Origin of the sequence: Bradyrhizobium sp. SZCCHNR1043 (genome assembly GCF_032489675.1) — a bacterium.
Classification (GTDB): Bacteria; Pseudomonadota; Alphaproteobacteria; order Rhizobiales; family Xanthobacteraceae; genus Bradyrhizobium.
The window spans coordinates 1-12,596 of record NZ_JAUEYN010000001.1; the positions used below are offsets into that span (position 1 = coordinate 1).

Sequence of the window (12,596 nt, forward strand, 5' to 3'; positions counted from 1 at the left end):
GACATCCCCTCTTCACTCCCCAAACGACAACGCCGCGCTGAAACCTCAGCGCGGCGTTGTCGTTTGTCTTGGTGCGTCAGCTCGCGCGGCGACATGCTGCCGGGGTCGAAGCTCGAGCCCCGCCGAGCTCTCGAGGCCAGAGTCCGCCGCCGATGACTCGCGCCGCGACTGAGGCCGGGCTAGCGATGCTAGGATGACCATGCCGCATCGGTTCGCCCGCGCGGCCAACGCGATTGAAAATGATCGAGAGGCGCGGATGGAAACGACCTCGGCGGGGCAGCCGCATCGCCTGAGCGCAATTGCGAGCTTTCATGCCCACATCTATTTCAATGATGCCACCCGAACCGAAGCCGCGCAGCTGCGGCAGTGGATTGCCGACCGCTTCCTTGTGACGCTCGGGCGTTGGCATGACGCGCTGGTCGGGCCTCACGAGCGGCCGATGTATCAAGTCGCCTTCGCGGTCGACGTGTTTCCAGTGCTGGTGCCATGGCTGATGCTCAATCATGGTCGCCTCAGCGTGCTCGTGCATCCGAATACGACGGAGCCGTTGGCCGATCACACCGCGCACGCGTTGTGGATCGGACAGCCGCTCGGCATCCGCGGCGAGAATCTTCCCTCGCACGGCGAGGCAGAGCTGCCGCGCGAGCCGAACACCACGCCGACGATCGCCGCCTGAGCTCGCGCGCGCACTGGTGGCCGCGCCGTCTCCGCACGGTCGGAGCCTGGGCGGACTTGCCGGACTACAGCGTGCGCGCGAGATCGAACGCGCGGAGAATGACCTCGGCGGCATCGATGTCGAAATTGCTCGGGCCTAGCAGGCGCGGCGCCAGCGGGCGGCGGCCGGGCAGGGCATGTCCGCCACCTTCGACGCGATACAGCGACACGCCGCCGATCACTTGGCAATCGCGCCAGCTGAGTTGCGTGACGGAGGTGTCGCTGGCGAGATCCCGATGCGGCAGCGCCGCGGCCTGGCGCACGCCGCAGCCGTCGCGCCGCGCAAAGAACTCCGCCGTCTTTTCAGCGCTCCACACCCGGCCGCGCCCGCCGCGCAGCCCGACCTCGCCGCCGCGATAGGGCACCATCGGATCAGCCGTGCCGTTGATCATGACCACCGGCACCGGCCGCGCGGCGCAGGGCGCGGTGCCATCCGGCATGTTGGCGATCACCGTGCCGATCCCGGCAAACAGCTCCGGCGCCTTGCAGGCCAGGGTGAAGCTCATCATGCCGCCATTCGAAATGCCGGCAAGATAGATGCGCCGGGGGGCGGCCGTACCGTCGGCGACGAGGTGCCGCACCAAGGCGCGGATGAAGCCGACATCATCGGGACCGCCGGAGCGGCCGTCGTTCCATTGCCGGTCGAGGCCATCGGGAAAGACCGCGGCGAAGCCATGAGCTCTCGCGGCTTCGGCAAAACCGGTCGTGCGCGCGGCGCCGGCGCCGCTGCCGAGCGCGCCATGGAGCACGATCACAGTCGGCTGCGGCGTCTTGCCCGTGGTCATCACCATCGCATGACGCGGACCATCGCTTGTGTCGATGGTGATGCCGCGCTCCGCGGCGACCGCCGTGGTCGAGACGAACAGAGCCGCTGCCATGGCGGCCATGAACGATCGGAGATGTGACGTCATGAGCATCCTTCTCGGCTGTCGGGTAACTCCCCGCGGTGGGGCTTCTGTGCGGGCGCGGCGGCCAGCACGCGCAGCCGCATCGCCCAGCTCCGGGCTGCCGCGAGGTCGCGGGCGATCGCAATCCATTCGCCAAATGCGATCCGCAACGGATTGAAGCTCGGCGCAACGCCGACGAGGCCGTAGCGCAAGGTTTCGCCGGCCGGGGCCTCGGCGAAGCTACCGAACAGCCGGTCGAAAATGATGAGCACGCCGCCATAGTTGCGATCGAGACAGGACTCGTTGGCTGCGTGGTGGACGCGGTGATGTCGCGGCGTGTTCAGCACATATTCGAGTGGACCGAGATGCGGCGCGAGCTCGGTATGGATGAAGAACTGGTAGAGCAGATTGACGCCGAGCATGCCGATGATGGCGAGCGGATGGAAGCCGAGCAGCGCCAGCGGCAGATAGAACAGGACATGACCGGAGATCTCGCTCGTCCAGCCGAGACGAATGGCGGCGGTCAGGTTCAGATGCGTCGAAGAGTGGTGCACGGCATGCGTGGCCCACAGCCAGCGAACCCGATGCGAGGCGCGATGGTGCCAGTAGTAGACGAACTCGCTGGCGAGAAACAATGCGAGCAGGGCGAGCGGCCGGCTCGCGTCGAAATCGAAGATCCTGTGGCGATAGGCGATGGCGAAGGGAAAGGCCGCGACGAGCGCGACCATTGCGCGGATCAGATGCTGTCCGATCGCGATGGCGAACGAGGCTGCGGTCTCGCGCAGGTCGTGAGTCTCGCGGCCTGCTAGCCGGCCGAGCCCATATTCCAGCGTCATGAAGCCGAGCGCCGTCAGCAGCACGATCATGCGCGTCGACGGCGGTAGGGAAGAGAAGATGGGCATGGCGCGCATCCGGCCTCATCGAATGGAGGCGGCGCGCCGGTCCGCCCCGGAGAGGCAGGCGGACCGGCGACATCGATGCTTCAGGGAGGCCGCGAGCAGCAACGCTACGGCGTCCGTTCAGCGCGTGACGGTGCGGCTGTAACTGTAGGAGTTGCCGCGCGGTCCCGTGCCCTGGCCCTGCCGGGTGCAGCTGCCGTCACTGCAGCTCGCGGAGCCGGAGCGCGACCAGCTGCGGCCGGCGGGACCTGTGCCGCCACCCTGCCAGGCGCAGGCGCCGCCGGAGCAGCTGCCGGAGCCGCCAAATGAGGTGGTGCCGCGCGGTCCGGCGACCGAGCCGCTGCGGGTCCAGGCATTCGCGTCGACCGCGGCTGCCGCCGAAAGGACTGCCACGAGCAAAATGGTCGCGATGGATGTCTTCACGTCAGTCTCCCAATTCGTTCGCGCCGGCGATCGCGTCGCCTGCAGAGGGATACTGTGCGTTGGATGTCGCGGGCGGATGCACCGCCGGTGTCGTTTGGTCGCGGTGATTGGCCGGATTGTAACGGCTTGTCACGCGATCGCCGTCCGATACCGCAACATCGAGCGGCGCGGCGGGCTCTGGTCCAGCCGCACCCTCGACGTTCCGGCGCCTGTTCAGGCCGCTACCGGCCCGTCGGTGTGCTTCACCACCTGGTCTTCGTCGCCGTGTTGACGTTGATCACCGCCGTGGCCGTGTTGGACGTGGTTGTCGCCGTGTTGTTGATCAGAGTCAGCAGCTTGTAGTAATCGACGACCTTGGCGTTGGCGACGTACATCACGTCCTTGCTGCGCATCTGGAAGCCCGAGGCCAGCAGCATGCCGGAGGGGTCGCGCAGGTTGACGTGGTAGATGGTCGGAATGCGGTCGTAGATGAAGCGGCTGGTATCGATGCCGAGCTTCTGCAGCAGCGGGCGTTCCTCGTAGCGATAGAGGAAGACCTCGGCTGGATCCGATTGCTGATCGTTCAGGCCGCCCGCCTTGCCGATCGCCTGGGCCAGCGTCAGCGTCTCCGTATCGAACGAAATCTCGGAATTGAAGCCGAAGACGTTCTGATTGAGGGCGCCGAGGGCCGTGAAGGTGGGGGATTCCCGCGTGATGTAGACGACGTCGTTCGGGCGGATGAAGATGTTCTCGCGCGGATCCTGCACCACGCGGCTGAGCAGCACGCGCACACGTTTGCCGTCCCGCTGCAGGGTCACGTAGCTTTCGATGGCCTCGTGCTTCGGGCCGCCCGCACGTGCAATCACCGCCAGCAGGCGTTCGCCCACGCTGTTGAGGGCCAGCACGCCCGGCGTATTGACGTCGCCGAGCACGCTGACCACGCTGGAATGCTGCTGGTTCAGGCTGACGACGACCTGCGGCTCGAGGGCGCGCTTCTGCAGCCGGAAGACGATGTCCTGCTCGATCTGCGGCAGAGTCCGGCCGGCGGCGGCGATCTCGCCCGCATAGGGAACGCGGATATTGCCTTGCTGGTCTACCGCCTGCGCCGGCAGATCCACGAAGTTGCCCGGACGGGCGCCGGCGGCCGTGGGCGGCGTGAACAGTCCGCCTGGGGCGGCTTCGAAAATGGAAACGTTCAGCACGTCGCCGATACCGGCGACCTGCACCGGCTTCGGCCGCTTGTCCGGAAACACGCCCTGGAACGTGACCATGTTGGGCTGCGACAGGAAGCCGATCGTCTCGGGGCTGATGTCGACCAGCGCATAGGGAAGCGCCGTGTTCGACCGCACGCTGGCCGTGGCATTGTCGTTCACTGCGTCGCTGGTCGGTCCTGTTCCGGGGAGCAAGGAACAAGCTGGCAGAAGCGCCAAGATCACCAGAGTTAGGAGCGCGCGCGAGCCACGGCAAAGGCTATGAAAGCCGCTCGGGTCCACTGCGCTGTTGCGCACAGGAGACCCCCCGCCGCCGGTCGACCCGCGCGGATTGATCAAGGCCTTCAAACCCATCCCCGAATACAGCAAAAATACGTTTCCCCACGCTGCTCCCTCCACCAAGAAGGGAGAACGTCCCACATATTTCAACCTACCCGGCGGCCATACTGGACGAAAGCGCACCGCCGGGCGGGTTGGTCCGCTTTTGCCCGGCCGTGCCAATTAGGTCACAGTCTGACCTTACCATATTACCGCAACGAGCTGTCAACTCCGCCGGAGGTCCATGGTGGACGGATGATCCGTTCGACCTAACAGGAGCCCAGCAATTTTAAGCACAAAGCCGTTGCGCAACGGTTAGCCTGAGTCGCTTCGCTCAGGCAGGGGGCGACGACATCGCAGGCCGCGCAACGAGTCGGTGAGCCAAGGCCGTCGGACGGGGCGCCCGGACCGCAAGCGGGCGGCCGGCTGTCCAAGGCCGCCGATCAAGTCTATGCTGCTGCGCCAGCCCTTGAGGCTCTTTGCAACGGAGCACGCAATTGTCGAACGTGATCAGGATCGCCGCAGCTGCTTTCGCGATCGCCTTCACGGGCCTATCCGATCCCGCGTCCGCGCGCGGCCTCTATCCGCTGACGGAGTGCGGGCCGGATCTCAGCAGACTCTGCCGGCTGCACGGGGCATTCGAGGCCACTCCGTTTCATTACAATCTCGCGATTCATCCCGGGTGTATTCGGCGTGTCGCCGTCCAGACGCCCCGGGGCGTGCTGTACCGCCGCGCGGTGGTGTGCGGAGCGCCGGAACGGCCCATGATGTGGTAACCTCGGCCCTTTCCTCGGCGTCTCCGAAGGGCGCTGGACGCTCTGCTCGGCAGCTTCATGGTCAAGCTTGGCGCGAGATGGCGGCCGCGATGGTTGATGCGGGCCGTGCTCGTTCCGACGGCTGGCGCCCGCCCCAGCCGTGTTCGGGAGTGTCGATCATCGCGCAGACGATTAAATGGGTAGTTCCGCACCGTGTTTTTACGTGATCTGAAATTAAATTAATCGTGTCCAGACGATTACGCGCGGTCGGAGACATAAAACGGTAGACTGAACAAACTAAAGCTTCAATTGTACCGGACCAAAGGTGCTTAATAAGTCCTTTCTGGCAATGCGGTAGCATTTTACTGCAAACCGTAGCGAGTGCCAGAGGTATTTAATGTCTTGCTGCCAGATGGTAAATTAACTTGTCGCGAGTGGTTAATTTAATTTCTAAAATCGAATCCGTGCATCGTCGCGATGACGGTTTGCCGGAAGTCGAGAAAAATCCCTCAAAACTCGCCAATGAGTGGGGTCCGTCCTTGTGTGACGAGCTTGGTACCGCGTTGATCGAGGATATTGAGACGGATGGCGGCGGTGGCGCTCTGAATGCTGTCCTGAAATCGCTGAATAAGATGCGCCTTGCGAAATCACGTTTCGGCCGGCCATCGTCGGGCCGTTCGCCGCAATCCGCGCTGCGGTCTCAGATCGAGCTTTGTGATGCCCTGCTCGAGGAGATCCAATCCATCAGCAGCAGCCTGGGCAAGCGCGCGAAGAAGTCCGCGGCTCCCAGGCGTCGCCCGATGGCCACGCGGCGCCGCCGCGGGACGGCTCATTTGATCGCGCCCCAGCCGGCGGTGCCGGGTCGGACCAGGCAGCAGAAATAATCGCATCGGAAATTGATCGACGCGGCGGCCGGCCGTCATGGTCGCGCCGGTTGCCGGCGCGAGGCGACAGCCGCTCAGCATCGACCCCGACGGCACATCAGATCGCCCAGTGCTGCTGTCGCTGGCAGCGACGGCCGGATGTCATCGGAACGTTCTTCAGCCGTCGTATCGCGCAAAGACGGCGCCCCGCGACAGTGCCGGCCGGAACCCATGTCACCGGTGGGCGGGGGATCGGGCCGCCGGGTGACCGCAGCCGTCCTCCACGCCACAGCCGATCGCGCGGCAGTCAGTTTCCGCTGCCGGTGGTGTGCCTGTCTCACGCCGCGCGACCCCGGATGCCGTCGGCGCGACGTGTTTGAGTCTGATTCGCATGAGCGCGCCTGAAGGATCCCGTGTTTGGCGAAGGCGCTTGATTCGCCGAATCGATGTCGGCGGCTTTGCGGCATGTTCACGATGCGGGCTCAATTAAACCAGCTCGCGACATTTTGTGCGCATGCAAAAATATCTCGATCCGGGTTATCGGGGTGCTCGCCCAAATAGGTTGTAAGCCCTCGCGGCAGCTTTGAAAAACATGGCGCGGTGAAAATGTTCAGCGACCGAATTCGGCACCGTTTGATCATCAAACCTACGTCACTTTGACGCGATCTTGCCTCAATAAGCAGCGAATCCGTTGCAAATCGTGTTGATTCGGCGACTTCTTCCAGCGTGCAGACGAATGTTGCCACAATCTGGGGGCGGTGCGACATAATTTCGGAAAAGGGGGTTGCGGGTTGATAATTGTTTGAGTTACAACCATTAGGTCTAGCCGGATTGGTATAAACTCAAATATTCAGTTTTTCCGAGCGTGAGCCACTTGCGGAACGAAATACCGAATTATATGACGTTAATTCGGCAGGATAGAGATCACAGACAAAGGTCGCTGCATGTCCACCAAGAAGATCGATTTCGAGGCGATGTCTTTCGATGACCTCTGGTCTCTCCATGAGCAGATCAGTCAGATCCTCGCCGTGAGGATCACGTCGGAGAAGCGCGAACTCGAACGTCGTCTGGCGGTTCTCAACCGCAGCCGCGGTGCCATCGAAGGCGCCGGCAGCGAGGGTGGGCAGTCCTACACCACCAGCGGCAAGGCGCGGCGGAAATATCCCCGGGTCCTGCCGAAGTATCGCAACCCACAGACCTCCGAGACCTGGTCCGGCCGAGGCAAGCAGCCGCGTTGGCTGGTGGCGGCGATCAAGACCGGGCATCGGATCGAGGAATTTGCGATCAATGGGGCTGGCGCTTCGAAAAGTCGCCGTCAGCGCGCCTGATCGGGGTAGCTTCAATCAAGCTCGTCGCGCCGATAGTTGAGCGACGCTGCGCGTCGATACCGGGCCTGATTCGCCCTCTCAGCATCCACGAACGACATGTGAGCGGTTTGACGCCGCAACGTCGCGATCCGCCGATCAAGACCTGACCGAAGTGGGCCCGTCCGATCTGCCCCGCACGGCTCCGCCGATTGGCTCGCGATCATCATCCGTTGCGAATGCGCCTAATAGGCATTGTTGCCGCGGATCAGCTCGATCGGCGTCCTCAGCAGGATCGCGACGTCGAGCGACAGGCTCCAATTGTCGATGTACCAGAGGTCGAATTCGACGCGCTGTTCGATCGACGCACGCGTGGGCGTCGGGCCGCGGCAGCCATGCACCTGCGCCCAGCCGGTCAGTCCGGGCTTGACGCGGCGACGGAACGCGTAGTTGCGCACGAGCTTGTCGAATTCGTTGTCGTGCGCCAATGCGTGGGGGCGGGGGCCGACCAGGGACATGCTGCCGTCCAGGACGTTGAGCAACTGCGGCAGCTCATCGATGCTGGTCCGGCGCAGCCAGGTCCCGAGCCGGGTGAACCGGCTGTCGCCGATCTGGGCCTGGACGATCGAAGGCCCGTCCTCGAGAACGGACATCGTGCGAAACTTGTAGATCTGAAAAGATCGGCCGTTGAATCCGCAGCGTTGCTGCCGGAACAGCACTGGCCCGGCCGAGTCGAGCTTGATGGCGATCGCCACCAGCAGGAGCAGCGGCGACATCAATGCCAGCGCGATGCCCGCCAGCATGACATCCATGAGCCGCTTGGTGGCGTGTTCAAGCGGGCTCAGCAGGCCGCGCTGCAGCTCGATGCAGACCGCATTGCCGAGTTCGCGGCACGGCCGCTTGAAGATGTCCGAAGCCGTTCCGACCGGCACGAAACTCACTGGAAACGGTAGGACTCTCAGCTCCGCGCCGAGCGTTCGCAGATCGGACCAGGGTTCGGGATTGGCGCCGACGACGATCTCTTCGATATCGGAGCCGCGCACATAATCGATCACGCTCGAAACGATCCGCTGCCGCTGATCCGGATCCGCGTCGGGCTCAGGAAGCAGGAAGTGTCGCTGGACGCGAAAGCCGGTGTCGGTGAGCACCTGGGTCAGCCCGGCGTTGTCCTTGCTTGCTTCATCGGTGATCAGAACGATGTTTCGGCCGGAAAATCGTCTCTCCGCCAGCCCCTTTGCCAGCAGATATGCGGTGGTGCGGCGATGCAGGATCAGCGTCGCGAGCCCGAACATCGCGAATACGATGCTGGTGCCGCGCGAGAATTCGCTCCCGATCTTGAGCGCGAACAGCGCGCCGGCCAGCACGAGGAACGCCGTGACCCAGGTCAGGCAGGCCGCGCGGATCTGGCGCGGCAGGATCAGGAGCTCGGCCGGCCGGTACATCCCGCGGATCTTCATCAGCGAGACGAACAGCGCCGACACGAGGATCGCCAACCCGAGCGATTTACTGACGTCGTTGGCTCCCGCCGGATCCTGCAGATGATACAGAAACCCGGACAGGACGCTCGACATGGTAATCGTTGCAATGTCCGCCGCGATCGCGAAGGGCTCCACCGAGTCGTAGTGGACGGGCCATTTCCGCCCTTGGAATTGTCGTTCCAAGAGGACGGCCGGCATGCCATTTCGATCGAGAGTCTTGGGCTGATCCACGTAATGCATGGGATGTCGGTGTTCGAAACTCGGTTAAATAGCGATTAGCCGTCATTATATGTTTTGGTATTTAATTTAAACAATTAAAAACTGCCATTGGGATTTATTCGCGCCGTCGGACGTCTCCCGATACCGCGACGAGGCCGGTGACGCCGGAATGCCGGTTCTGGAGGACGGAACGAGGCCGCTCGCCCCCTCCAAGTCGGCCCTGGCAATGCCCGCGTGACGATTTAATGTTCATGAAACGGATATTTCAATGCGGGCGGCCAAGAATGGCATTTAAAAAGAGATATAATTGGATTATTAATCCGGTGCCGGGCGCCCGCGACGCGGGTGACGCGTCCGCAGCCGACCGAATGCAGGGGGAGGTTTTCCTCGTGCAGCCGAGAGGGCGAAGCGAGGGCACGGCGAGCTGTCTTCGAGGCCGGCCGGCGAGATTGGAAGATCATGATGCTCATTTCAAAGATTGAGAACCCGAAGGACGTCGCGCCATGAAGGTCGTATTGTTCTGTGGAGGGCTCGGGACGCGGATCCGCGAATATTCCGAGAGCATTCCGAAGCCGATGATTCCGATCGGCCACCAGCCGATCCTCTGGCACGTCATGCAGTATTACAGCCAGTACGGGCACCGGGATTTCGTTCTGTGCCTGGGCTACAAGGCCAATGTGGTGAAGGACTATTTCCTGAACTACAATCAGGCGTCCACCACCGACTGCACGATCTCGCAGTTCGGCAAGAAGGTCGAGCTGCTGGGCGATCGCCCCCCGGATTGGCGGGTCTCGCTGGTCGACACCGGCATCTGGCGCAACATCGGTCAGCGACTGCGGGCGGTCCGGCACATGGTCGAGGGCGAGGAGATCTTTCTCGCCAACTACAGCGACGGCCTGACGGACGCGCCGCTGCCGGAGATGATCGATCGTTTCAAGCGCAGCGGGAAGATCGGCTGCTTCATCGCCATCCACCCGCCGATCAGCTTTCATCTCGCCGAATTCGACGCCGACGGCACCGTGGGCCGCATGGCAGCGAGCAACGATTCCAACATCTGGATCAACGGCGGCTACTTCATCTTCCGCAAGGAGATATTCGACTATATCGACGAGGGTGATGAGCTCGTCGTGCAGCCGTTCAAGCGGCTGATCGACCGCGGCGAGCTGATGGCCTACCGCTACGAAGGATTCTGGCGCGCCATGGACACGCTCCGTGACCGCCAGGTGCTCGAGGAGATGATCGAGCGCGGCGACACGCCCTGGCAGCTCGGCGCCAACCTTCCGGCGGTGGTGAACGGATGAGGGCCCTGCAGCTCGCCGGTCGCGGCGACCGGCTGTCGGTCCTGTGTCTCGGCGCGCACTCCGACGACATCGAGATCGGGGCCGGAGGCACGCTGCTGTCCTGGCTCGACCAGGGCGTCCGCCTGGATGTTCATTGGTGCGTGCTCAGCGGCAATGGCGAGCGCGGCGTCGAGGCGCGGGCGTCTGCCGACGACTTCCTTGCCGAAGCCGCCGGCCGCAATCTCGAGATCATGCAGTTCCGCGACGGCTTCTTCCCCGAGCAGGGGGAGGAGATCAAGGCCTGGTTCGAGCAGCTCAAAGGCCGGATCAACCCGGACGTCATTCTCGCTCACCGCCGCGACGACGCCCATCAGGATCATCGGCAGGTCAACCGCCTGGTCTGGAACACGTTCCGCGATCATCTCGTGCTGGAGTACGAGATTCCGAAATGGGATGGCGATCTCGGACGGCCCAATGTCTACATGCCCGTCTCCGAGCGGATCATGAAGCGGAAGGTCGCGCTGCTGATGGCGCATTTCGGCAGCCAGCGCTCCAAGCAATGGTTCGACCCGGAAACGTTCATGGGACTGGCGCGACTGCGGGGCATGGAATGCCGCGCCGCCGAGCGCTATGCCGAGGCATTCGTCGTGCGCAAGCTGTCCTTGGGGTGAACGGCGGCCGAATCCGCTGGCCGTGAGGTCCTCGCGGACGACGCATCAATGTCCGATCGGCAATGTCCGATCTGCGAGGAAGTGATCGGCGCTTGGCCGCGACGCGTGGCTGCGGCCAGCGCTCAGCCGGCCGCCCGTCGGGGAAGTTCGACGATCTCCTCTGCCGGCGGACGCTCGATTGCGGTGACCGGCACCTTCTCCAGCCAGACCTCGCGCCACCACGCATAGATGCCACGCGGGCAGAACAATCGGTTCTCGCTGTAGCGCGACTGGCAATAGACGCCGTCGAGAATGACGGCCGGTGTCTTCATCCGCCGGATGTAGCCGGTGCGCTCGTCGATGAACTTCTCGACGCGCGTTCGCACCCGGAACACCTTTCCGCAATAGGGCACCATCTCGGCGTCGAAGCCCATGCCGCGGTTGTTGGTCTGCTTGTCGATGGTGGCCAGGATGTCCTTGTGCGGGCGGACGCGGACGAGATCGCCGGGCTGCAGCCCGAGATCGGCGATCGGCGCGTCCTTGTCTGTCAGGAGATCTCCGCGCTTGCGCGGAAACGGTACGCCGCCCCACAGCGACTGGACGCGGTCGTAGACCCAGCGCGCGGGCCGGCCGAGGCGCGGACGGCGCGCCATGGTGGCGCCGACATAGGCGAAGTAGAGAAAGCCCTTCAACATCTTCGCGAGCGAGACATTGCCGGACGCGACGTCCTCGGCGTATTGCCGGGCGTCCCACCATTTGAGCGGCTGGGTGTAGGTCGGCAGCTCGGTGGCCTGGCAGGCGTAGCGCGGGCCTTTTCCCGGCTGCTGATCCGGCGACTTCGTCGCGTCCCACACCGCGCGCACCGTGCATCCGCCGGACGGCTGAGGCGCAGCCGCGCGGTCCGGGCCGGCCGGCGCGGGTTTGGTCGCGTCCACCGGGGAGAGCCACGCCTCCTTCCAGAAGATCAGGCAGGCCGCCTGGCAGCCGCCATAGGCCTCGCCGTCACAGCGGTGCTCCAGATGCACCGCGTTGGGAAGGCGCCGGCCGAGCCATTCTCCGGTGTTGTATCCGGTGACCGTGTCGCAGGTCTTGTGGGCGCGCTTGTAGATCTGGAAGCGTTGACCGCACCATTTGAACATCTGCGGCATGAACGGCAGCCCTTCCAGGCGCCCGTTTGCGTCGAGAGTGGCCAGGATCTCTTCCTTGCTGCGCACTTCGACCCAGTCGCCGGCGGATAATGTCATGCTCTGTCTTTCAATGCTTAAATCAATGCGTCATCGAGGCGGGCGGGGCATCCCGCGCGGGACGCCTCATTTGCCAGTGATCGAATTAAAGCTGCCGAGATCTGCGGTCAACATTTGTCCCTTTTGTGGCGTTATTTAATTTGAGTCAATTAATTAAATCAAGAGGGCGCCTGATGCCGCGCCGGCCGGATGGTCGCGACATCAGGCGGATCGGGGTAAATACACGGGTTTTCACGGAGTTTTATGTGCGCGCCGGAGAAAGCGGCTGGCGACGTCGCTTGCTGACGGATTCACTGGACGCTGGCTAGAAAATTAAATTATAATCTATTGGAGGGTGATTTAAATTCTCGTTTTGGTTGGTGACATAGAGGG

At 63.5% G+C, this 12,596-nt stretch carries 12 protein-coding genes; 6 read left to right on the forward strand and 6 right to left on the reverse strand.

All coding sequences use genetic code 11. The features are described from left to right. Positions 1-256 precede the first annotated feature (256 nt). Entirely contained in the window at positions 257-676 is a 420-nt protein-coding gene (locus tag QX039_RS00005) for a DOPA 4,5-dioxygenase family protein (protein ID WP_315739462.1), read from the forward strand. Between the two features lie 64 nt (positions 677-740). On the opposite strand, the gene QX039_RS00010 is transcribed toward QX039_RS00005, so the two are convergent. From QX039_RS00010 to QX039_RS00025, 4 genes are all read right to left on the reverse strand, one after another. After that, the gene (locus tag QX039_RS00010) at positions 741-1,625 is read right to left on the reverse strand and encodes an alpha/beta hydrolase family esterase (RefSeq protein WP_315739463.1); all 885 of its coding nucleotides are present in this window, start codon (positions 1,623-1,625) and stop codon (positions 741-743) included. Next, positions 1,622-2,503 carry a sterol desaturase family protein gene (locus QX039_RS00015; RefSeq protein ID WP_315739464.1) on the reverse strand — a complete coding sequence of 294 codons (882 nt, stop codon included), beginning with the start codon at positions 2,501-2,503 and terminating at the stop codon, positions 1,622-1,624. Before QX039_RS00015 ends, QX039_RS00010 begins: the two co-directional genes overlap by 4 nt. 117 nt (positions 2,504-2,620) lie before the next feature. Further along, on the reverse strand, positions 2,621-2,923 hold the full coding sequence (locus tag QX039_RS00020) for a hypothetical protein (protein WP_315739465.1): 303 nt from the start codon (positions 2,921-2,923) through the stop codon (positions 2,621-2,623). A gap of 242 nt (positions 2,924-3,165) precedes the next feature. Further along, positions 3,166-4,533, reverse strand: a complete 1,368-nt coding sequence (locus QX039_RS00025) for a polysaccharide biosynthesis/export family protein (RefSeq protein WP_315739716.1) — start codon at positions 4,531-4,533, stop codon at positions 3,166-3,168. A gap of 404 nt (positions 4,534-4,937) precedes the next feature. Between QX039_RS00025 and QX039_RS00030 the strand changes: the two genes are divergently transcribed. The 3 genes from QX039_RS00030 to QX039_RS00040 all read left to right on the forward strand — a co-directional run bounded on the left by QX039_RS00030 (position 4,938) and on the right by QX039_RS00040 (position 7,377). Continuing rightward, complete coding sequence (locus tag QX039_RS00030) at positions 4,938-5,207, forward strand: hypothetical protein (protein ID WP_409998109.1); 270 nt, start codon at positions 4,938-4,940, stop codon at positions 5,205-5,207. 404 nt (positions 5,208-5,611) lie between these two features. Further along, the gene (locus tag QX039_RS00035) at positions 5,612-6,070 is read left to right on the forward strand and encodes a hypothetical protein (protein ID WP_315739467.1); all 459 of its coding nucleotides are present in this window, start codon (positions 5,612-5,614) and stop codon (positions 6,068-6,070) included. Positions 6,071-6,993: 923 nt separating this feature from the next. Next, on the forward strand, positions 6,994-7,377 hold the full coding sequence (locus QX039_RS00040; RefSeq protein WP_315739468.1) for an H-NS histone family protein: 384 nt from the start codon (positions 6,994-6,996) through the stop codon (positions 7,375-7,377). 221 nt (positions 7,378-7,598) lie between these two features. Here QX039_RS00040 and QX039_RS00045 read toward each other — a convergent pair whose 3' ends face one another. Next, complete coding sequence (locus tag QX039_RS00045; RefSeq protein WP_315739469.1) at positions 7,599-9,071, reverse strand: undecaprenyl-phosphate glucose phosphotransferase; 1,473 nt, start codon at positions 9,069-9,071, stop codon at positions 7,599-7,601. Between the two features lie 482 nt (positions 9,072-9,553). Here QX039_RS00045 and QX039_RS00050 point away from each other — a divergent pair, with 482 nt between their 5' ends. Both QX039_RS00050 and QX039_RS00055 read left to right on the forward strand, forming a co-directional pair. After that, positions 9,554-10,351: a glucose-1-phosphate cytidylyltransferase gene (locus tag QX039_RS00050; RefSeq protein WP_315739470.1), complete on the forward strand. Its 798-nt coding sequence runs from the start codon at positions 9,554-9,556 to the stop codon at positions 10,349-10,351. Next, on the forward strand, positions 10,348-11,001 hold the full coding sequence (locus QX039_RS00055) for a PIG-L deacetylase family protein (protein WP_315739471.1): 654 nt from the start codon (positions 10,348-10,350) through the stop codon (positions 10,999-11,001). The genes QX039_RS00050 and QX039_RS00055 overlap by 4 nt, the downstream gene beginning before the upstream one ends. A 122-nt stretch (positions 11,002-11,123) precedes the next feature. Here QX039_RS00055 and QX039_RS00060 read toward each other — a convergent pair whose 3' ends face one another. After that, entirely contained in the window at positions 11,124-12,224 is a 1,101-nt protein-coding gene (locus QX039_RS00060; RefSeq protein WP_315739473.1) for a hypothetical protein, read from the reverse strand. Positions 12,225-12,596 lie beyond the last annotated feature (372 nt).